The sequence below is a fragment of the Micromonospora sp. NPDC005707 genome, assembly GCF_040631005.1.
GTDB lineage: Bacteria > Actinomycetota > Actinomycetes > Mycobacteriales > Micromonosporaceae > Micromonospora.
The window spans coordinates 31,341-51,629 of record NZ_JBEXYR010000003.1 but is presented as its reverse complement, the minus strand read 5'-3'; the positions used below and the strand labels follow the sequence as shown (position 1 = coordinate 51,629).

Here is a 20,289-nt window from a genome sequence, read left to right as displayed (position 1 = left end):
GCCGTCAGCGGGAGTCGGAACCGGTGGTGGTGAGCACCGCGCGGCCGGCCTCCAGCCGGGCGACCGGGACCCGGAACGGCGAGCAGGAGACGTAGTCGAGCCCGACCTCGTGGAAGAAGTGCACCGACTCCGGGTCGCCACCGTGCTCGCCGCACACGCCGAGCTTCAGCCCCGGGCGGGCCGCCCGGCCCTCGTCGGCGGCGATCCGGACCAGCCGGCCGACGCCGTCCCGGTCGATCGACTCGAACGGCGAGATGCCGAAGATGCCCAGCTCCAGGTAGCGCCAGAAGAACGCGCCCTCGACGTCGTCGCGGGAGAAGCCCCAGCCCATCTGGGTGAGGTCGTTGGTGCCGAAGGAGAAGAACTGCGCGGCCTCGGCGATCTGCCCGGCGGTCAGCGCCGCCCGGGGCACCTCGATCATGGTGCCGATCAGCACCTCGACGCCGCTGTCCCCGACCACCTCGGCGATGATCTTCTCGGCCTCGGCGCGTACCGTCTCCAGCTCCTGCACCGCGCCGACCAGCGGGACCATGATCTCCGGGCAGGCGGACCCGCCGTCCCGGGTGACCGCGACGGCGGCCTCGGCGATCGCGCGGACCTGCATGGCGAACAGGCCGGGGATGACCAGGCCGAGCCGGACGCCGCGCAGGCCCAGCATCGGGTTCTCCTCGTGCATCCGCCGGACGGCGGCGAGCAGCGCCTCCTCCTTGGCCACGTCCTCGCCGCGCTCCTGGGCGACCGCCACGTTGACCGCGAGCTGCTCCAGCGGGGGCAGGAACTCGTGCAGCGGCGGGTCGATGAGCCGCACGGTGACCGGCAGGCCGTCCATCTCGCGGAAGATCTCGACGAAGTCGTCCCGCTGCAGCGGCAGCAGGGCGGCGAGCGCCGTCTGCCGCTCCTCGTCGGTGGACGCGAGAATCAGCCGCTCGACCAGCTCGCGCCGGTCGCCGAGGAACATGTGCTCGGTGCGGCACAGGCCGATGCCCTCGGCCCCGAACCGCCGTGCCCGGGCCGCGTCCGCGCCGGTGTCGGCGTTCGTCCGGACCCGCAGCCGCCGCGTGGCGTCGGCGTGCGTCATGATCCGGTGTACGGCGCGGACCAGCGGGTTGTCGATGTGCTCCGGGTCGAGGCTGCCCTCGAAGTACTGCACCACCTCGGACGGCATGACCGGCACCTCGCCGAGGTAGACCTTGCCGGTGGTGCCGTCGATGGAGACCACGTCACCCTCGTTGACGGTCTGCCCGGCGACCGTGAACCGCTTCGCCGGCACGTTGACCTCCAGCTCGTCGGCGCCGGAGACACAGGTCTTGCCCATGCCCCGGGCCACCACGGCGGCGTGGCTGGTCTTGCCACCGCGCGAGGTGAGGATGCCCTTGGCGGCGATCATGCCGCTGAGGTCGTCCGGGTTGGTCTCCCGGCGCACCAGGATCACCGACTCGCCCTCGGCGGCCAGCTCGACGGCGCGGGCCGAGGTGAACACGACCTTGCCGGAGGCCGCGCCGGGCGAGGCCCCGATGCCCTTGGCCACCGGCTGGAACTCGTGGTCGAGCTGGAAGCGCGGGAACATGAGCTGGGCGAGCTGCGCGCCGTTGACCCGGTGCAGCGCCTCGTCCAGGTCGATCAGGCCCTCGTCGACGAGCTGCCCGGCGATGACGAACGCGGCGGCGGCGGTGCGCTTGCCGACCCGGGTCTGGAGCATCCAGAGCTTGCCGCGCTCGATGGTGAACTCGATGTCGCAGAGGTCCTTGTAGTGCTCCTCCAGCCGGGCCATGTAGTCGAGCAGCTCGTCGTAGGACTTCTTGTCGAGCTGTTCCAGCTCCTGCAACGGCACGGTGTTGCGGATGCCGGCCACCACGTCCTCGCCCTGGGCGTTGGCCAGGTAGTCGCCGTAGATGCCCTGCGCGCCGCTGGCGGGGTCCCGGGTGAAGGCGACGCCGGTGCCGGAGTCCGCGCCGAGGTTGCCGAAGACCATGGCCACCACGTTGACCGCGGTGCCCAGGTCGGCCGGGATCCGCTCCTGCCGGCGGTAGACCACCGCGCGCTCGGCGTTCCACGACTCGAAGACCGCGCGGATGGCCAGGTCGAGCTGCTCGCGCGGCTCCTGGGGGAACTCCCGGCCGGTGTGCTTGGCGAAGATCTTCTTGTACGCGTCGACCAGCCCGCGCAGGTCGTCGGCGTCCAGGTCGAGGTCGTTCTGCGTACCCTTGGCGCGCTTGGCGTCGTCGAGCGCGTGCTCGAACTCCTCGCCCGGCACCTCGCAGACCGTCTTGCCGAACATCTGGATGAGCCGGCGGTAGGAGTCCCAGGCGAACCGGTCGTTGCCGCCGGCCTGCGCGCTGAGCCCGACCACGCTGCGGTCGTTGAGGCCCACGTTGAGGACGGTCTCCATCATGCCGGGCATGGAGAACTTGGCGCCGGAGCGCACCGAGACCAGCAGCGGGTCCTGCGGGTCACCGAGCTTGCGGCCCATCTCCCGTTCCAGGGACTCCAGGTGCGCCTCGATCTGGGCGGCCAGCCCGTCCGGCTCCCGGCCGGTCGTCAGGTACGCCTTGCAGGCCTCGGTGGTGATGGTGAAGCCGGGCGGGACCGGCAGGCCGAGATTGGTCATCTCGGCCAGGTTGGCCCCCTTGCCGCCGAGCAGGTCCTTGAGGTCCTTGTTGCCCTCGGCGAAGTCGTAGACGTACTTGTGCTCGACCGTCTCTTGCGCTGCCACCAGAGCCTCCCACGCGCGCCATTGACACTTAACGAAGGTTCAGTTCGGACATACCCCGGGAGCGACCACCGGTAATCCCGGCTCGTCAGCGATCGGTGGGCGAAGGTTAAGCGAACTTCGAGTGGCCTGGGACCGTTCGGTGACAATCGGCACAACAGTCACCACTATCCGCGTCCGTACCGGTTTTTGGGAACGCTTCCACGCGCACTATCACGCAATTCCGATTCCCCTCGTACGCTTGACGGCACTGGTTCTGCTGAACCTGACCATTGCCATATCCGGCGCAAATACACCCCGGAGTCGCTGCCGTGCCGACCATCCCCACCACCCCAGCCGAAACCGGTCCCGAGCCGCTCGACCGCCTCCCCGACCGGCAACCGGCCGCCGCCGACCTGGCCCGCACCGCCGCCCGCGCGGCCGGCGACCTGCTCGCGCCGCCCGCGCCGGTCCGCCTCGGCGACGTGGTGCCCGCGCCGGAACAGGTGCGCCCCGACCCGGCGGCGGACTTCACCCTGTCCCCGGACGCGGCGATCCGGGTCAGCCCGGCCGGCCGGGACGTCGCCGAGCAGCTCGCCGAGTGGCTGCGCCCCGCCACCGGCTTCCCCCTGCCGGTCACCGACACCACCACCGCCGACGGCCCGCTCGTGCTGACGCTGTCGGAGGCACCCCTGACCGACGCGGCAGGCTCCGCCGACGCGGCGGGTCCGGGCGACGCAACGGGCCTGCTCGACGTGGCGGGTCCGGGCGACGCGGCGGGCCTGCTCGACGTGGCGGGTCCGGGCGACGCGGCGGGTCCGGGCGACGCGGCGGGTCCGGGCGACGCGGCGGCGGGCGTGGCCGGCGGGCTTGGTGACGAGGGCTACCGGCTCGACGTGACCGGCGCCGGGGTGCGGATCACGGCCGCCGCCCCCGCCGGGCTGTTCCACGGCGCGCAGACCCTGCGGCAGCTCCTGCCCGCCGCGATCGACGGCGCCGCCCCGGTCACCGAACGCTGGGCCGTGCCCGGCGGCAGCATCGTCGACCGGCCGCGCTTTCCCTACCGTGGCGCGATGCTCGACGTGGCCCGCCACTTCTTCCCCGTCGAGGACGTGCTGCGGGTCGTCGACCACCTGGCCCGGTACAAGCTCAACCACCTGCACCTGCACCTCACCGACGACCAGGGCTGGCGGATCGCCGTCGACTCCTGGCCCCGGCTCGCCGAGGTCGGCGGGACCACCGAGGTGGGTGGCGGCGCCGGCGGCTACTACACGCAGGCGGACTACCGGCGCATCGTCGCGTACGCGGCCCGCCGCCACGTCACCGTGGTGCCGGAGATCGACCTGCCCGGGCACACCAACTCGGCCCTCGTCGCCTACCCGGAGCTGGCGCCCGGCAAGGTCCCGCCGCCGCCGTACACCGGCACCGAGGTCGGCTTCAGCTACGTCGACCCCGCCGACGAGCGGACGTACGCCTTCGTCGCCGACGTGGTCGGCGAGGTGGCCGCCCTGACCCCCGGTCCCTGGCTGCACCTGGGCGGCGACGAGGCGTTCAAGGTGCCGGCCGACACCTACCGCGCGTTCGTCGAGCGGGCTCAGACGATCGTCGCGGCGACCGGGAAGACCGTGGTGGGCTGGCACCAGCTCGCTCCGGCCGGGCACGTCGACGGTCGGGTGCTCCAGTGGTGGGGCACCAACGGCGACGACCCCGAGACCGCCGATGCGGTACGCCGGGGCGCCCGCCTCATCCTCTCCCCCGGCAACCGCGTCTACCTGGACATGAAGTACGCCGCCGACACCGCGATCGGGCACGACTGGGCGGGCCTCATCGACGTGCGCCGTGCGTACGACTGGGATCCGGGGACGCACCTCACCGGCGTACCCGCCGAGGCCGTCCTGGGCGTGGAGGCGCCGCTCTGGACCGAATCGGTCACCACCCTCGCCGAGGTGGAGTTCATGCTCTTCCCCCGCCTGCCCGCCATCGCCGAGCTGGGCTGGTCGCCCCGGTCGAGGCACGACTGGGGCGGCTTCCGCGAGCGGCTCGCCGCGCACGGCCCGCGCTGGACCGCCGCCGGCATCACCTTCCACCCCTCCCCCGACGTCCCGTGGCCCACGCCGACCACCGCCATCCCCACCCAACCCACCGGCAACACCACCGCCCCCACGCACTGAGGCGCCGTCAGCGCTAAGCAGCCCCGACGCTTCAGTGGAACGCCATGGGTGTCTCAGCCGTCCCGAGACATCCATGGCGTTCCACCCACCGCCACGCCCGACCGCAGCCTTCGGCAAGATGTCCGTTATGCCCCGCACCGCAGGTGACCGGCCGGCCATGCGCGCCGTCCCGGACCCGCTGGTGTTGATCAAGAAGTTTGCGTCGTGATTCAGCCCGGCCGCGACGCAAACCTCTTGATCAACGCGGGTGACTGTCGGCCTCATCGGGGATCGCCCTGCCCGCTCGGCCCGCCGATCTTGACCCGGGGATCTTGGCCCTGGGGGTGACCCACCCGCCGGTCTCGGTGGACCGGATCGAGCGGCCGCGACCCGGCCCGCCAAGACATCCCTTACGTGCCGCGGACGACCAGTCGGTCACTCCCAGAGGCCTCCCCACCCACCCCGCGTCGATCAAGGAGTTTGCGTCAGGATTCGACCCTGGCCGCGACGCAAACCTCTTGATCAACGCGCCGGTGTCCGGGTCGCCGATCTCGCCAGCTCCCCGACCTCGCCGACCTCGCCGACCTCACCGGGTCCCACGGGCCCCACCGGCCCACCCGGCCCACCCGGCCGGGTCGCCCACTCCGCCCACTCCGCCCCGCCCGCCCCGCAGATCTTGGACAGTTGCCGTTCGCTGCGAACGGCAACTGTCCAAGATCCACGCCGTCGCCTTGTGCGCCCTGGGGTGCCCGTCCGGTTTGCGCCGGCAGATTCAGCCGGACTGTCCGGTATCGGCCGGTCGTGGCGGGTGGCCCACGCCACCGCCACAGCGGAATCATGCCGGGGCCGGGGCCGTTGTACATGGCAGACCGCGCAGCACCCCGCCCCCGAGCGAGGCAGCCCGGTCGGAATGACCGGCCCCCGCCGGTCGTTACACATGGCGGGCCGCGCACCACCGGCCCACCACACCGGGTCGGCCGGGAATCACCCCGCGCCCCCGGTCGTTACATCCCCCGGGCCACGCACCACCGGCCCGCGCCGGTCGAGTCAGGGAATCATCCGCTGCCCCCGGCCGTTACATCCCCCGGACCGTGAAGGTCCGAGCCGGTAGAGCCAGGGAATGACCCCCGGCCGCCGGTCGTTACATCCCCGGGACATCGGATCAGGTGTGTGGGAATCGCTTCCCCGCCGCCGATGGTTACACCCCCGGACCGCCCGAGCAGGTCACCCCCTGATCGCCGGGCACCTTCACAGACTTTCACCACGCAGCACCGCACCCCCTATCGGCGTGTGCTGTGCACCCCCGACAGAAAGGCGTGACTCATCATGCGTACCAACACCATGCTGCGAAACACCGTTCTGACCGCCGCCGGCTTCGCCGCCACCACCGTCGGTATCGCCGGCCCCGCCATCGCCGCGCAGGCCACCCCCGCCGAGAAGACCGCCCAGGTCACCACCGACCGCAAGGGCCACGGCGAGCGCGAACTCGACGTCCGCTACGAGGCGCAGCCCAACTTCTACTACTGCGGCCCTGCCGCCACCCGCAACGCCATCTCGGTGCTCGGCAAGAACATCGACGTCGACGCCATGGCCAAGGAAATGGGCACCACCGAGAACGGCACCAACAGCATCAACGACATCACCCCCGTCCTGAACAAGGAGACCGGCAAGCACTACCGGTCCGTCGAGATCAAGGACGGCAAGGCCGACGACAAGCAGACCGACACCCTGCGCGCCGACATCGTGCGCACCGTCGACGACGGCCGCGCCGTGGTCGCCAACATCGCCGGCACCGCCACCGACACCGACGGCAACACCCACTCCTTCGAGGGTGGCCACTACATCAGCGTCGTCGGCTACCAGAACGACGGCCACACCGTGACCATCGCCGACAGCGCCAACCCGAACACCGCGTCCTACCGCATCAGCGTGGACAACCTCGCCGACTGGATCGCCACCCGCGGCTACTCGGCTTCCTGATCCACCAGCACCAACCAGAAAGGGCCCGACCCCACCAGGGGTCGGGCCCTTTCTGCGCGTCTCGTCAGCCGCCGGAGTCGTCCAGCTCGGCGCCGTCCGGCGGGGTGTCGTCGTCGCGACTGGCGAGCCAGCCGTCGGGGAGGGCGACCCGGCCCGGGGAGTTGGTCCGGCCGCGCGGCTGGCCCAGGGTCTCCACGGGGAACGGCACGGTCGGGTCGAGCTTGCCGAGCAGGTCGTCGAGCTGGGCCAAGCTGTCGATCATCGCGAGCGAGCGGCGCAGCTCGCTGCCGACCGGGAAGCCCTTCAGGTACCAGGCGACGTGCTTGCGGAAGTCGGTGCAGCCGTCGCGCTCGCCCCGGGCCGGGTTGCGGGCGCCGGCCACGAACTGGTCGACCAGCAGCTCGGCGTGCCGGCGCATGGTCGCCGCCACCTCGCCGAGGTTCGGCAGCCGCCGCTCGGTGCGCCCGTTGAAGGCGGCCTCCAGGTCGGCGAACAGCCAGGGCCGGCCCAGGCAGCCGCGCCCGACCACCACGCCGTCGACGCCGGTGTGGGCGACCATCCGCAGCGCGTCGTCGGCCTCCCAGATGTCGCCGTTGCCGAGCACCGGCACGTCGAGCGCCTGCTTGAGGGTGGCGATGGCGTCCCAGTCGGCGGTGCCCGAGTAGCGCTGCGCGGCCGTACGCCCGTGCAGGGCGACCGCGGCGACGCCGGCGTCCTGGGCGGCGAGGCCCGCCTCGACGTACGTCAGGTGGTCGTCGTCGATGCCCTTGCGCATCTTCACGGTGACCGGCACCCCGGCGGGTGCCGCCGCGGCCACCGCGGCCCGGACCAGCCGGGCGAAGAGCCGGCGCCGCCACGGCAGGGCCGACCCGCCGCCGCGCCGGGTGACCTTGGGGACCGGGCAGCCGAAGTTCAGGTCGATGTGGTCGGCGAGGTTCCGCTCGACCACGATCCGCACGGCGGCGGCGGTGATCTCCGGGTCGGTGCCGTAGAGCTGGAGGCTGCGGGGCTGCTCGTCGGCGCCGAAGGCGATCATGCGGAGCGTCTTGGGGTTCCGCTCGACCAGCGCGCGAGTGGTGATCATCTCGCAGACGTAGATGCCGCCGCCCTGCTCCCGGCAGAGCCGGCGGAAGCCGACGTTGGTGATCCCGGCCATCGGCGCGAGCACCACGGGCGGCCACACCTCGTGCGGGCCGAGGGTGAGCGGGCGCAGCGCGGGCAGGGTCGGGGCGGTCACCGCACAAGTGTACGGGGCCCCGACCCACCGGTCGGGGCCCCGTGACCAGCGTCAGCAGCCGGGCAGGCGCTCGATGAGGTAGCGCTCGACCTGGTCCAGGGAGATGCGCTCCTGGCCCATGGTGTCCCGGTTCCGCACGGTCACCGCGTTGTCGTCCAGGGTGTCGAAGTCGACGGTGACGCAGAACGGGGTGCCGATCTCGTCCTGCCGGCGGTAACGGCGGCCGATGGCCTGCGAGTCGTCGAACTCGACGACCCAGCGCTTGCGCAGGTCGGTGGCGAGCTGCTTGGCCTTCGGCGAGAGCGCCTCGTTGCGGGACAGCGGCAGCACCGCCACCTTGACCGGGGCCAGCCGCGGGTCGAAGCGCATGACGGTGCGCTTGTCCACGCCGCCCTTGGTGTTCGGTGCCTCGTCCTCGTCGTACGCCTCGAGCAGGAAGGCCAGCACCGCGCGGGTGAGGCCGGCGGCCGGCTCGATCACGTACGGCATCCAGCGCTCGCCCTTGGTCTGGTCGAAGTACGACAGGTCGACGCCGGAGTGCTTGCTGTGCGTGGACAGGTCGAAGTCGGTCCGGTTGGCGATGCCCTCCAGCTCGGCGAACTCGGTGCCGCCGAACTGGAACCGGTACTCGATGTCGACGGTGCGCTTCGAGTAGTGGGAGAGCTTCTCCTTGGGGTGCTCGTAGAAGCGCAGGTTCTCCTCGGAGAGGCCCAGGTCGAGGTACCAGTTCCAGCGCTCGGAGAGCCAGTACTCGTGCCACTGCTCGTCGGTGCCCGGCTCGACGAAGAACTCCATCTCCATCTGCTCGAACTCCCGGGTCCGGAAGATGAAGTTGCCCGGGGTGATCTCGTTGCGGAACGACTTGCCGGTCTGCGCGATGCCGAACGGCGGCTTCTTGCGGGCGACCGTCTCCACGTTCTTGTAGTTGACGAAGATGCCCTGCGCGGTCTCCGGGCGCAGGTAGTGCATGCCCTCGTCGCTCTCCACCGGGCCCAGGTAGGTCTTCATGAGGCCGTTGAACATCTTCGGCTCGGTGAAGGTGCCCTTGTTGCCGCAGTTCGGGCAGTTCAGCTCGGTCAGCGAGGTGAGCGGCTTGCCGTGCTTGGCCTCGTACGCCTCTTCGAGGTGGTCGGCGCGGAACCGCTTGTGGCAGGACTGGCACTCGGTGAGCGGGTCGACGAACTCGGCGATGTGGCCGCTGGCCTCCCAGACCTTGCGGGCCAGGATGACCGCGGAGTCGAGGCCGACGACGTCGTCGCGCTGCTGGACCATGGTCTTCCACCACTGCCGGCGGACGTTCTCCTTGAGCTCGACGCCGAGCGGACCGTAGTCCCAGGCCGACCGGGTGCCCCCGTAGATCTCGCTGGAGGGGAAGACGAAGCCTCGGCGCTTGGCGAGGCTGACGACGGCGTCGATACGGTCGGCTGGCATGTTTCCTCCTACGCCGGCTGGCGGTCGGCGGGGGCGATGTGAGTGGAACCGGACGGTTCGGGACAACGGTACGACCACCGAGGTCCCGGGCCCAGCAGAATACCGGGGCGCGGTCAGCTCACCCCGCACACCTCCATGCCGCCCGTCTGCTGGTCGGGCGCCAGCGTGACGGTCTGCGCCTCCCGCCGGCCGCCGGCCAGGGTCACGTCCACCGGCACGGTCAGCGTCGTGGTGTCGACGTCGCCCACCCGGTAGCCGGAGACCTGCGGCTCGGTGGCGACCCGCTGCTCGAACTCCGCCCGGGACTCGCGCCGTCGGGCGTCGTCGCAGAGCTGGTCGTACGCCTTGGACCAGTCCTTGACGACGAGCGCCTGGTAGTAGTCGTCGGTGACCGCCCGGCCCTGCTCCTCGACGGCCTGCACGTTGCTCACCGCGAGCCCGACCACGGCCGCGCCGCCCCCGCCGCAGCAGAGCAGCACGGCCAGCGCGCCGACGCCCAGGCCGAGCCAGAGCCGGGCCCGGCCGCCCTCGGTGGGCGGCGCGGCGAACGGCGGGGCGACTCCGGGGCCGGGCGGCGGCGCGGGGACGCCCGGCTCGCCCGGCGACACCGGCGGGACACCGGGCGGCGGGGCGGGGACGCCGGGCTCGGCCGGGGATCCCGGCGCCGGCGGCACGCCGGAGGGCACGGGCGGGGGTGGTGGGGCAGCCGGCCCGGGAGCGGTCATACGCGCCAGGGTAGTGCCCCCGGCCTCACCGGTAAGGACCTGCGGCCCGATCACTGGCCACCACGACGATCTCGCCGTCCGGCGCGGCACTGGCCAGCGTCTCGTATGCCGAGGGCTCGTCCACCGACCGGGCGAGAAGCGGCACCGCGGTGACCTTGACGTCGAACCCGCCGAGCGCCCGGCGGTACGCCCCGACGGACTCCCACTCGGTGAGCAGGCACCAGTGGTCGGGGTCGTCCAGCGCCCGGAGCAGTTCGCCGCGCAGGTAGCCCGGGCGGGCGGCGAGCGCGGTGAGCGCGGCGTGCGCCTGCCGGGTGAACTCGTCGGCCTCGTCGGCGTCCACCACGAACCGGTTGGTGACCAGCACCGGGTTCCTCCTCGTAGAGTCTGTGCCATGCAGCGTACGCAGACTCCCGTGCTGTCCCGGCTGGCCCGGCTCAACCCGACGACGGTGTTCCTGGCCGCGCTGGTCCTGGTGCTGGTCGGGCTCTTCGCGCCCGGTGTGGCGGGCGGGGTGCTGCTGCTGGCGCTGGCCGCCGGGCTGGTGTGGCTGATGACCGTCACCTGGGCGGTGCAGGCGCCGGCCACCCGGATGCTGCGGCTGGTGATGCTGACCCTGCTGATCGCGATCGCGCTTGCGAAGCTGCTCTGACCGTTGACCTGCGCAGACATGCAATCATGCGTTTTTGACAATCAATTTCGTTATCGCGGACAGTAGTGGCATGACCGTCCGCTCAGCCTCCCGCGCGCTCGCCGCCGCCACCGCCGCCCTGCTCACCCTGGGCGGCCTCGCCGCCTGCTCGGGCGACGGTGGCGGGAGCGACCCGGACCGCGTGGACGTGGTGGCCGCCTTCTACCCCCTCCAGTTCCTCGCCGAGAAGATCGGCGGCGACGCGGTCGCCGTCACCAGCCTGGCCAAGCCCGGCGCCGAGCCGCACGACCTGGAACTCAACCCACGGCAGGTGGGCCAGGTGGCCGACGCCGAGTTGATCGTCTACCTCTCCGGCTTCCAGCCGGCCGTGGACGAGGCGGTCGAGCAGAACGGCGGCGACCGGGCGTTCGACGTGGCGGGCGTGCAGCCGCTGCTCGACGCCGCCGCGGGCGGCCACCAGCACGAGGGTGAGGCCGGTCACGAGGAGGAGTCCGGCGGCAAGGACCCCCACCTCTGGCTGGACCCGACCCGGCTGGCGACCGCCGGCGACCGGCTCGCCGACCGGCTCGGCAAGGCCGACCCGGGCCGGGCCGGCGACTTCACCGCCCGGGCGGCGGCGCTGCGCGCCGAGCTGACCGGGCTCGACGCCGACTACACCCGGGGCCTGGCCACCTGCCAGCGTCGGGAGATCGTGACCAGCCACACCGCCTTCGGCTACCTGGCCGACCACTACCGGCTCGAACAGGTCGGCATCACCGGCCTCAGCCCCGACGCCGAGCCAGCCCCGCAGCACCTCGCCGAGGTGGCAGAGGAGGCCCGGGAACACGGCGCCACCACCATCTTCTTCGAGACACTGGTCAGCCCGAAGATCGCCGAGACCGTCGCCCGGGAGGTCGGGGCGCGGACCGCCGTCCTCGATCCGATCGAGGGCCGGCCCGCCGACGGCGACTACCTCTCGGCGATGCGCGCCAACCTCCAGACCCTGCGGACCGCCTTGGACTGCTCATGACCGACCCCGTCATCCAGGTCGCACACGCCGCCGTCGGCTACGACGGCCGGGGGGTGCTGCGCGACGTCTCACTGACCGTCACCGCCGGCGAGGTGGTCGCCGTGCTCGGCGCCAACGGCTCCGGCAAGTCGACCCTGATCCGCGCCGTGCTCGGCCTCGTGCCGCTGGGCGCCGGGTCGGTCGCCCTCTTCGGCACGCCCCAGCGCCGCTTCCGGCAGTGGCACCGCATCGGGTACGTCCCGCAGCGGCTCGGCGCGGGCAGCGGCGTACCCGCCACGGTGGGCGAGGTGGTGGCGTCCGGGCGGCTGGCCCGCCGGGGCGTGCTGCGCCCGTCGGGGCGGGCCGACCGGGAGGCGGTGGCCGCGGCCCTGCGCGCGGTCGGGCTGGCCGACCGGGCCGGCGACCCGGTCGCCACGCTCTCCGGCGGCCAGCAGCAGCGCACCCTCATCGCCCGGGCCCTGGCCGGCCGGCCCGAACTGCTCGTGCTCGACGAGCCGACCGCCGGGGTGGACGCGGCCAGCCAGGAGGCGTTCGCCGGCGCGCTGCGCGGCTTCCGCGAGGGCGGCGGCACCGTGCTGCTGGTCGCCCACGAGCTGGGGCCGCTGCGCCCGCTGATCGGCCGGGCCGTCGTCGTCCACCAGGGCGCCATCTGCCACGACGGCGCGGTGCCGGAGCCGGCCGGGCACCACGCCGAGCCGGGCCACGACCACGTGCACCCGCACTGCGACGAGGAGCCCGCCGGGCTGTGGAGGATGTGATGGACCTCTTCCAGTACGACTTCATGCTGCGCGCCCTGGTCGGCGCGCTGGTCATCGGGCTGGCCGCCCCGGCGCTCGGCATCTACCTGGTGCAGCGCCGGCTGGCGCTGATCGGCGACGGCATCGGCCACGTGGCGCTCACCGGCGTCGGCGCCGGGCTGCTGCTCAACCGCTCCCCCGTGCTGGTCGCGGTCGTCGCGGCCACGCTCGGCGCGATCGTGATCGAGCTGGTCCGCTCGCGCGGGCGCACCTCCGGGGACCTGGCCCTGGCCCTGCTGTTCTACGGCGGCATCGCCGGCGGCGTGATGCTGGTCGGGCTCTCCGACGCCGGCAGCGGCAAGCTCAACGCGTACCTCTTCGGGTCGCTGACCACGACGTCGCCGGCCGACCTGATCACCATCCTGGTGCTCGGCGTGGCGATCCTGGTGACCATGCTGGCGCTGCGCCCGGCGCTCTTCGCGGTCTGCCACGACGAGGAGTACGCGCGGGTGTCCGGCCTGCCGGTGCGGGCGTTGAACCTGCTCCTCGCGGTCGGCACCGCCGTGACCGTCACCATCGCCATGCGGGCGGTCGGGGTGCTGCTGATCAGCGCGCTGATGGTGGTGCCGGTGGCCACCGCGCAGCAGGTGACCCGGGGCTTCCGGGCCACCATGGCGGCGGCCATGGCGCTGGGGCTGTTCGCGGCCGGTGCCGGCGTCTGGGTGGCCGCCACCGCGAACACGGCGCCCGGCGCCTCGGTGGTGCTGCTGGCGATCGGCTCGTTCCTCGTGGTGGCGCTGCTGGCGGCCGGCCGGCGGGCGCTGCGCCGGCGGACCCGCCCGGCCGCCGCGCCGGTGGTCGAACCGCCGGAGCACGAGGTGGTCCTGCGGTGAGGCCGTCCGGGCCGCCGCTGCTGGCATTGGTTACCGTTACGGGGTGACGGTCACGAACGGGTACGACGCCTTCGAGGGCGCGGGTGACCTGCTGCGCGCGCTGTCGGCGCCGATCCGGCTGGCGATCGTGAGCGAACTGGCCGCGGGCGAGCGCTGCGTGCACGAGCTGGTGGAGAAGCTCGGCGCCCCGCAGCCCCTGGTCTCCCAGCACCTGCGGGTGCTGCGCGGCGCCGGCGTGGTGCGCGGCTCGCGGCGCGGCCGGGAGATCGCGTACGCGCTGGTGGACGAGCACGTCGCGCACATCGTGGCGGACGCCGTGAGCCACGCCGGGGAGGGGCCGTCGTGACCGAGGGGGCGCTGCGCAACACCCGGCAGCGGACCGCGGTGAGCGCCCTGCTGGCCGAGGTCGACGGCTTCCACAGCGCCCAGGACCTGCACGCCATGCTGCGCCAGCGCGGCGAGCGGGTGGGGCTGACCACCGTCTACCGGACGCTGCAGGGGCTGGCCGACGCGGGCGAGATCGACGTGATGCGCCCGCCCGGCGGCGAGCACCTCTACCGGCGGTGCAGCGAGGGCCATCACCACCACCTGGTCTGCCGGGCCTGCGGCCGGACCGTGGAGGTGGCCGGCCCCGCGGTGGAGAGCTGGGCCGAGCGGGTCGCCGCCGAACACGGGTACGTGCAGGTCAGCCACACCCTGGAGATCTTCGGCACCTGCCCGGCCTGCGCCGGCTGACAAAACCGACCCGTGCCCGGGCGGCCGGGCCGTGGCACGCTGTCCCGCGTGAAGATCTACGCCGACCGTTTTCCGACCGCCCTCCGTCAGCTCCTCACCGATCTGCTCGTGGTCGTCTGGGTGTACGCGGCGATCCGCTTCGCGCTCTGGCTGCACGACCTGGTCGAGAAGCTCGCCGTACCGGGACAGAAGCTGGAGGGGGCCGGCGGCGGGCTCGCCGACAACCTGGCCGACGCCGGCGGCAAGGTCGGCCGGGTGCCGCTCGTCGGCGACGAGCTGACCGGCCCGTTCACCAAGGCCGCCGAGGCCGCCCGCGCCGTCGCCGAGGCCGGCCGCGACCAGCAGGAACTGGTCGGTCAGCTGGCCCTGGCGCTGACCGTCGCCGTGCTGGTCTTCCCGCTCGGGCTGGTGCTGTTCGGCTGGCTGCCGCTGCGGGTGCGCTGGATGCGCCGGGCCGGCGCGGCGAAGGCGCTGGCCGCCGCCCCGGCCGGGCGGGACCTGCTGGCGCTCCGCGCGCTGGCCGGGCAGCCCCTCGCCAAGTTGAACCGGATCGCGCCGGACGTGGCCGAGGCGTGGCGCCGCGGCGACGACGGGACGGTGGACGCTCTCGCCGCGCTGGAGCTGCGCGGACTCGGGCTGCGCACCGGCCGGTAAGGTGTGCCGGTGCTGTACTTCCTGATCGTCGTCGCGGTCCTGCTGCTGATCTACGCGGGCGTCCTGGTGAGCTTCGTCCGCAAGGGCCGCCGGATCCCGCCGGCCGCGTACCTGGTGCTGGCCGGCCTGAACGGCCTCATCCTGGCCGGCGTGATCGCCTGGGCGGTCGCCCGCTGACGGCGGGCCCCCGCCGCGACCGGCGGGGGCCTCCGACCGTCACGCCGTGGGCGGGATGCGGCGGCGGACGTCCTGCGCCGTGGACGGGCCGGGCTCCCAGCGGGCCACCCAGGGCTGATCGGCGGGCGGGGTGACCACGCCCTCCTCGACCGAGGCGTAGCGGCCCGCGAGGATGCGCTTCGCGGCGGCCACGTCCACCGCGTCGGTGTTGGACCACAGCCCGGTGAACAGCTCGTCGACGCGCAGCCGGGCCTGCCGGCAGAACAGGTCGGCCAGCTCGACGTTCTCCGGGTGCTCGGCGCGCTCGGCGACGGCCCGGACGCAGACCGCCGACATGGCGAACAGCTCCGCGCCGATGTCCACCACCCGGCCGAGGAACGCCTGCTTGCGCTCCATCTTCCCCTGCCAGCGGGACATCGCGTAGAAGGTGGACCGGGCCAGCTTGCGGGAGGTGCGCTCGACGTGCCGCAGGTGCCCGGCGAGCGGGCCGAACTCGTGGTAGGCGCCGGGCGCCTGGCCCTTGCCGACGGCCAGGGTGGGCAGCCACTTGGCGTAGAAGACGCCGGCCCGCGCGCCGGCCTTCGCCTTGCGGCCCAGCCCGGCGTCCGGGTCGATGATGTCGCCGGCCACCGAGAGGTGCGCGTCGACCGCCTCGCGGGCGATCAGCAGGTGCATGATCTCGGTGGAGCCCTCGAAGATCCGGTTGATCCGCAGGTCGCGCAGGAGCTGCTCGACCGCGGCCGGGCGCTCGCCCCGAGCCGCCAGGGAGTCGGCCGTCTCGTAGCCGCGCCCGCCCCGGATCTGGATGAGCTCGTCGGCGATCTTCCAGGCCATCTCGCTGGCGTAGAGCTTCACCAGGGCGGCCTCGATGCGGATGTCGTTGCGGTCGTCGTCGGCGAGCAGGCAGCAGAGGTCCAGCATGGACTCCATGCCGTACGTGGTGGCGGCGATGAAGGCCAGCTTCTTGGCGACCGCCTCGTGCTCGCCGACCGGCCGGCCCCACTGGACCCGGTCGGCGGCCCATTCACGGGCCACGTTCAACGCCCACTTGCCGGCGCCCACGCACATGGCCGGCAGCGAGAGCCGGCCGGTGTTCAACGTGGTCAGCGCGATCTTCAGGCCCTTGCCCTCGCCGCCGATCACGTTCTCCTTCGGCACGAAGACGTCGTGGAACCGGGTGACGCTGTTCTCCAGGCCGCGCAGCCCGATGAAGGCGTTGCGCCGTTCGACGGTGATGCCCTCGCTGTCGCCCTCCACCACGAAGGCGGTGATGCCGCCGCGCCGCCCTTCCGCCGCCGGCACGCGGGCCATCACCACGAGCAGGGTGGCGACCGTGCCGTTGGTGGCCCACAGCTTCACCCCGTTGAGCCGGTAGCCGGTGCCGTCCTCGGTCGGCTCGGCCGTGGTGGCCAGGCGGGCCGGGTCGGAGCCGACATCCGGCTCGGTGAGCAGGAAGGCGGAGACCTCGCCGGCGGCCAGCCGGGGCAGGAAGTGCTCCTTCTGCTCGGGGGTGCCGAACATCTTCAGCGGCTGCGGCACACCGATGGACTGGTGCGCGGAGAGCAGCGCGCCGATCGACGGGTTCACCGAGCCGGCCCGCATCAACGCCCGGCAGTAGTGCAGGTTGCTCAGCCCGAGGCCGCCGTGCTTCCGGTCGATCTTCATGCCGAACGCGCCGAGCCGGGCCAGCCCCTGGAACACCTCGTCGGGGATGCGCGCGTCCCGCTCGATGGCCGCACCGTCCACGTCGGAGTCCAGGTACGCCCCGAACGCGGTGAGGAACTCCTCGGCCCGCGCCGCCTCCGCCGGGTCGAGGCGCGGCCACGGGTTGATCAGGTCGAGCTGGAAGCGGCCGAGGAACAGTTCCTTGCCGAAGCTGGGCCGGTCCCAGGCCGACTCGCGGGCCGCCTCGGCGACCTGCCGCGCCTCCTTTTCGGAGACCTGGCCGGCCTCGGCGGGCAGCGGCCCGGCCCCGTCCGCGCCGGCCGGTGGCTGCGGGTCGTCGATCGGCGCCACCCGCCCGGTCGGGCCGCCGTGTCCGGCGGGGTCGGGTCGGCTGTTCTGTGTCGTGGTCACGGCTGCCTCCTGGAGACCTCGGTCCGGCTGCGTCGACGTGCGACGGAAACGACGCTACCCCCGGGTGTTACCCAGGGGTAGCCTCGCGCGCACGTCCGATTTGGCAGGTCCGCGCGGTCAGTCGCCGGCCAGCGACCGCGGATCGTCGTCCTCGTCGTCGATGTCCTCGTCGCCCCAGCCACGCCGGGCGAACGGCAGGATCACCCAGAACATCAGGAACCAGAGCCCGGTGAGCGCGCTGAGCAGGAACGCGATCGGGCGGTCCAGCACGAAGTCGGTGATCAGCAGGACCGCGCTGACCATCGAGATCAGCATGAAGGCGAGGCCGCCGGTGGCCATCCGGTGCGCGAAGCGGACCAGCTCCGGCTTGCGGCCCTGGCGGAACAGCGCCCGGTGGAAGGCGACCGGCGAAATGATCATCGCGGTGGCCGCGGCGGCGGACAGCAGGGCGACGATGTAGACGTCCCGCTGGAATTCCGAGGTCCGGGTGAAACCGTTGCTGAACGGCAGGGTCAGCAGGAAGGCGAAGAGGATCTGCACCCCGGTCTGCGCGACCCGCAACTCCTGGAGGAGGTCGGCGAAGTTGCGCTGCCAGCGCTGCTTCTCGGTTTCCTTGGACACCCGCTACCTCCAGGGAAGACGCTACTGCCGGTGAGGGCTCCCCACCGGCAGTACCGCCTGTGCCCCGTCGCGCCGGGCGTGAAACCGGTTCAGGACCCGCGGCGGATCCGGCCCGCGTACCGGGCCTCCAGCTCCGCGTTGTGCTCGTCGCCGCCGGTGATGTTGGCGGACAGGTAGACCGGGGGCCGCTCCCCCGCCGCGAGCAGCCGGGCGACCACCTCCGCGACGATCTGCTGGGCCAGCAGCGCGGCGGTGATCGAGGACACCGCGCCCACCGCGCCGCCGCCGGGCAGCGGCAGGGTGGCGTCGCCGTACGGGGCGCCGTTGTCCAGCACCACGTCCGCGAAGTCGGCGAGCTTGCGCCCGGACGGGTGGCGCGAGGTCATCCGGGCCGAGTGCTGCGCCGAGGTGATCGCCACCAGCCCGTGCCCGCGCTCCTTGACGACGGCGGCGAACTCGACCATGGCGCCGTTCACCCCGGAGTTGGAGGCGAGCACGAACACGTCCTGCGGCCGGACCGGGGCCAGCTCGTAGAGGCGGTGCGCCACGGCCGGCTCACGCTCCAGCTTCGGGCCGAGCACGTCGGCCGGCTCGCCGCCGTGCAGCACCAGGTCGCGCAGGGCGATCCGGTTGGTGGGGACCAGGCCGCCGGCCCGGCCGGCGATCTCCATGGCGAGGGCCTCCGAGTGGCCCGTGCCGAACGCGTGCACCACCCCGTCGGCGCGCAGCGACTCGGCGATCAGGTCGGCCGCCCGGGCCACGTTCTCCCGCTGGTCGGCGGCGACCCGGGCGATCGTCTCGGTCACGATCGCCAGGTACGCCTCGGCGCTCACCGTCATGCTTCCTCCGTCCCTCGGGGTCGGGCCAGCCACTCGACCGCGAAGTCGACCGCCACCCGCTGCCTCATCAACCGGCCCGTCCCGTCGCCGACCGGCCCGAGCCGCACCGCACCGGTGGCCTCCAGGTCGGCGCCGAGCCGGGCGAAACACTCCTCGTCCAGGTCCACGTCGTCCCACCACACCCACTCCCGGCCGCCGTCGCCGGTCAGCACGGCCGCGCCGCAGCGCTGCCGGGGCGGCGCCGGTTGCCGGTACTCCGCCAGGTGCAGGGACGTGTTGCTGCCGTGGTCCACGCCGAGCAGCAGCACGTCGGCGTCGAGATCGTAGAGGCGGGCCAGCGGGGAGCCCTCGCCCAGCATGTCGGCCCGCGCATGGCCGTCGACGATCGGCGCCGCGGCCGGCCCGAGCGCGGCGAACGAGACGAACGGATGGTCGCTGCGCCGCGCCCCCGGCCAGGTGCGGACCAGCTCGGCCAGCGCGCCCATGAACCGGCTCGGTGTCACCGCCGGGTCGAAGCCGGGCATCTCGTCGCGGATCACCGGCCACCAGTCCGCCGGCACCGGCGGGTTGCTCCACCCCGCCGGGTCGCTGTTCTCCGGCGTGTGGGTGGGCACCACCACCGTGCCGGCCGGGCCGAGCACGTCGCGCAGGGCGAGCAGCACGGCCTCCGGGCCGCCGCAGAGGAAGCCCAACGGGCGCAGGGAGGCGTGCACGAGAACGGTCCCGCCGGGGCGTACCCCCAGGTCGCGGAGCTGGGCGGCGAGCGACGCGCGGGTGTGCGGCCGGGCCGACGCGGGGCTCGCGGTCATCGGCCGGCGCGGGCCAGGATCGCCGCGGCCAGCGGGCCGGGCGCCTCGTCCGGGATCCAGTGGGTGACGTCGGGCAGCACCACCAAGCGGTAGTCGCCGGTGACGTGGGCCGCGCACGCGTCGGCGGCGGTCCGCCCGATCGCCACGTCCCGGTCGCTCCAGACGAACGTGGTCGGCACGCCCACCGGCCCGACGGCCGTCATGTCCGCCCCGGTCATGGCCCGATACCAGTTCAACGCCGCGGTCAGCGCGCCCGGCTCGCGCATCGGGTCGGCGTAGCGGGCCACCCGGTCGGCGTCACCCACCCCGGACAGCATCCGGCGCAGGGTCGCCGCGCGGAACGCCAGCAGCACCTTCTCCGCCTTGCCCGGCTTGCGGAACAGGGCGATGTAGGAGGAGCGGGCCTTCTGCCGCGGGTCGGTGGCGAGCGCATGCCCCATGGCGGCCGGGTGCGGCACCGACACCGCGGTCAGCGTGCGCACCCGCTCCGGGTGCGCCGCCGCCAGGCCCCACGCCACGATCGCGCCCCAGTCGTGGCCGACCAGGTGGGCGGCGGTCACCCCGAGCGCGTCCAGCACGGCGGCCGCGTCGGCCACCAGCTCCGGAATCCGGTACGCCCCGACGTCCGCCGGCCGGGCGCCGGGCGAGTAGCCGCGCTGGTCGAGCGCGTAGGTGCGCAGCCCGGCCGCGTGCAGCGCGGGGGTCACCTCGTCCCACTCACCGGAGTGCTGCGGGAAGCCGTGCAGCAGCAGGACGGGCTCACCGCCCTCGGGGCCGCCGGTGCGTACCTCGAACGTCAGCCCTCGCGCCTCGACCCGCATGGCCGCCACCCTAACGGGCGATCGCCCTGCTGGGCCCGACGGCGGGGTCGGTGC

At 73.2% G+C, this 20,289-nt stretch carries 20 protein-coding genes; 10 read left to right on the top strand and 10 right to left on the bottom strand.

Annotated elements, in window-relative coordinates; genetic code table 11:
- Positions 1–4: 4 nt before the first annotated feature.
- The gene (ppdK, locus tag ABZ452_RS05440; RefSeq protein ID WP_357939204.1) at positions 5–2,713 is read right to left on the bottom strand and encodes a pyruvate, phosphate dikinase; all 2,709 of its coding nucleotides are present in this window, start codon (positions 2,711–2,713) and stop codon (positions 5–7) included.
- A 317-nt stretch (positions 2,714–3,030) separates the two neighbouring features.
- On the opposite strand from ppdK, the gene ABZ452_RS05435 reads away from it, so the two are divergent.
- On the top strand, positions 3,031–4,860 hold the full coding sequence (locus tag ABZ452_RS05435; protein ID WP_357940032.1) for a family 20 glycosylhydrolase: 1,830 nt from the start codon (positions 3,031–3,033) through the stop codon (positions 4,858–4,860).
- Between the two features lie 1,305 nt (positions 4,861–6,165).
- Positions 6,166–6,819, top strand: a complete 654-nt coding sequence (locus tag ABZ452_RS05430) for a C39 family peptidase (protein ID WP_357939202.1) — start codon at positions 6,166–6,168, stop codon at positions 6,817–6,819.
- Between the two features lie 64 nt (positions 6,820–6,883).
- Here the strand turns inward: ABZ452_RS05430 and dusB are convergent, their stop codons facing one another.
- From dusB to ABZ452_RS05410, 4 genes are all read right to left on the bottom strand, one after another.
- Complete coding sequence (gene dusB / locus ABZ452_RS05425) at positions 6,884–8,056, bottom strand: tRNA dihydrouridine synthase DusB (protein WP_357939200.1); 1,173 nt, start codon at positions 8,054–8,056, stop codon at positions 6,884–6,886.
- Positions 8,057–8,107: 51 nt separating this feature from the next.
- A complete protein-coding gene (locus ABZ452_RS05420) occupies positions 8,108–9,487 on the bottom strand; it encodes a glycine--tRNA ligase (RefSeq protein WP_357939198.1) in 1,380 nt (459 codons plus the stop codon).
- Positions 9,488–9,600: 113 nt separating this feature from the next.
- Positions 9,601–10,095, bottom strand: coding sequence for a hypothetical protein (locus ABZ452_RS05415; protein WP_357940030.1), 495 nt, complete (start codon positions 10,093–10,095; stop codon positions 9,601–9,603).
- Positions 10,096–10,237: 142 nt separating this feature from the next.
- The gene (locus ABZ452_RS05410) at positions 10,238–10,579 is read right to left on the bottom strand and encodes an antibiotic biosynthesis monooxygenase family protein (RefSeq protein WP_357939196.1); all 342 of its coding nucleotides are present in this window, start codon (positions 10,577–10,579) and stop codon (positions 10,238–10,240) included.
- 27 nt (positions 10,580–10,606) lie between these two features.
- Here ABZ452_RS05410 and ABZ452_RS05405 point away from each other — a divergent pair, with 27 nt between their 5' ends.
- From ABZ452_RS05405 to ABZ452_RS05370, 8 genes are all read left to right on the top strand, one after another.
- Positions 10,607–10,864, top strand: a complete 258-nt coding sequence (locus tag ABZ452_RS05405; RefSeq protein WP_357939194.1) for a DUF6703 family protein — start codon at positions 10,607–10,609, stop codon at positions 10,862–10,864.
- A 70-nt stretch (positions 10,865–10,934) separates the two neighbouring features.
- A complete protein-coding gene (locus ABZ452_RS05400) occupies positions 10,935–11,873 on the top strand; it encodes a metal ABC transporter substrate-binding protein (protein WP_357939191.1) in 939 nt (312 codons plus the stop codon).
- Complete coding sequence (locus tag ABZ452_RS05395) at positions 11,870–12,631, top strand: metal ABC transporter ATP-binding protein (protein WP_357939189.1); 762 nt, start codon at positions 11,870–11,872, stop codon at positions 12,629–12,631. The genes ABZ452_RS05400 and ABZ452_RS05395 overlap by 4 nt, the downstream gene beginning before the upstream one ends.
- On the top strand, positions 12,631–13,503 hold the full coding sequence (locus ABZ452_RS05390) for a metal ABC transporter permease (RefSeq protein WP_357940028.1): 873 nt from the start codon (positions 12,631–12,633) through the stop codon (positions 13,501–13,503). Before ABZ452_RS05395 ends, ABZ452_RS05390 begins: the two co-directional genes overlap by 1 nt.
- Positions 13,504–13,546: 43 nt before the next feature.
- Positions 13,547–13,849: a metalloregulator ArsR/SmtB family transcription factor gene (locus tag ABZ452_RS05385; RefSeq protein WP_357939187.1), complete on the top strand. Its 303-nt coding sequence runs from the start codon at positions 13,547–13,549 to the stop codon at positions 13,847–13,849.
- Positions 13,846–14,238 (top strand): Fur family transcriptional regulator, encoded by a 393-nt coding sequence (locus tag ABZ452_RS05380; RefSeq protein WP_357939185.1) that lies wholly within the window; start codon positions 13,846–13,848, stop codon positions 14,236–14,238. Before ABZ452_RS05385 ends, ABZ452_RS05380 begins: the two co-directional genes overlap by 4 nt.
- A 48-nt stretch (positions 14,239–14,286) precedes the next feature.
- On the top strand, positions 14,287–14,892 hold the full coding sequence (locus tag ABZ452_RS05375; protein ID WP_357939183.1) for a hypothetical protein: 606 nt from the start codon (positions 14,287–14,289) through the stop codon (positions 14,890–14,892).
- A gap of 9 nt (positions 14,893–14,901) precedes the next feature.
- Entirely contained in the window at positions 14,902–15,069 is a 168-nt protein-coding gene (locus tag ABZ452_RS05370; RefSeq protein WP_167537054.1) for a hypothetical protein, read from the top strand.
- A gap of 39 nt (positions 15,070–15,108) precedes the next feature.
- Here ABZ452_RS05370 and ABZ452_RS05365 read toward each other — a convergent pair whose 3' ends face one another.
- The 5 genes from ABZ452_RS05365 to ABZ452_RS05345 form a co-directional block, all read right to left on the bottom strand.
- Positions 15,109–17,085, bottom strand: coding sequence for an acyl-CoA dehydrogenase family protein (locus tag ABZ452_RS05365; RefSeq protein ID WP_357940026.1), 1,977 nt, complete (start codon positions 17,083–17,085; stop codon positions 15,109–15,111).
- Positions 17,086–17,262: 177 nt separating this feature from the next.
- The gene (locus ABZ452_RS05360) at positions 17,263–17,766 is read right to left on the bottom strand and encodes a DUF6328 family protein (protein ID WP_357939181.1); all 504 of its coding nucleotides are present in this window, start codon (positions 17,764–17,766) and stop codon (positions 17,263–17,265) included.
- 89 nt (positions 17,767–17,855) lie between these two features.
- Positions 17,856–18,605 carry an SIS domain-containing protein gene (locus ABZ452_RS05355; protein WP_357939178.1) on the bottom strand — a complete coding sequence of 250 codons (750 nt, stop codon included), beginning with the start codon at positions 18,603–18,605 and terminating at the stop codon, positions 17,856–17,858.
- A complete protein-coding gene (locus tag ABZ452_RS05350) occupies positions 18,602–19,414 on the bottom strand; it encodes an AAC(3) family N-acetyltransferase (RefSeq protein WP_357939176.1) in 813 nt (270 codons plus the stop codon). Before ABZ452_RS05350 ends, ABZ452_RS05355 begins: the two co-directional genes overlap by 4 nt.
- Complete coding sequence (locus ABZ452_RS05345) at positions 19,411–20,235, bottom strand: alpha/beta hydrolase (RefSeq protein WP_357939174.1); 825 nt, start codon at positions 20,233–20,235, stop codon at positions 19,411–19,413. Before ABZ452_RS05345 ends, ABZ452_RS05350 begins: the two co-directional genes overlap by 4 nt.
- Between the last annotated feature and the right edge of the window lie 54 nt (positions 20,236–20,289).

Coding starts and splice junctions, on each gene's coding strand:
- ABZ452_RS05420 (WP_357939198.1), bottom strand. CDS start 9,487: ATGCCAGCCGACCGTATCGACGCCGTCGTCAGCCTCGCCAAGCGCCGA.
- ABZ452_RS05390 (WP_357940028.1), top strand. CDS start 12,631: ATGGACCTCTTCCAGTACGACTTCATGCTGCGCGCCCTGGTCGGCGCG.
- ABZ452_RS05400 (WP_357939191.1), top strand. CDS start 10,935: ATGACCGTCCGCTCAGCCTCCCGCGCGCTCGCCGCCGCCACCGCCGCC.
- ABZ452_RS05350 (WP_357939176.1), bottom strand. CDS start 19,414: ATGACCGCGAGCCCCGCGTCGGCCCGGCCGCACACCCGCGCGTCGCTC.
- ABZ452_RS05405 (WP_357939194.1), top strand. CDS start 10,607: ATGCAGCGTACGCAGACTCCCGTGCTGTCCCGGCTGGCCCGGCTCAAC.
- ABZ452_RS05430 (WP_357939202.1), top strand. CDS start 6,166: ATGCGTACCAACACCATGCTGCGAAACACCGTTCTGACCGCCGCCGGC.
- ABZ452_RS05355 (WP_357939178.1), bottom strand. CDS start 18,605: ATGACGGTGAGCGCCGAGGCGTACCTGGCGATCGTGACCGAGACGATC.
- ABZ452_RS05345 (WP_357939174.1), bottom strand. CDS start 20,235: ATGCGGGTCGAGGCGCGAGGGCTGACGTTCGAGGTACGCACCGGCGGC.
- ABZ452_RS05395 (WP_357939189.1), top strand. CDS start 11,870: ATGACCGACCCCGTCATCCAGGTCGCACACGCCGCCGTCGGCTACGAC.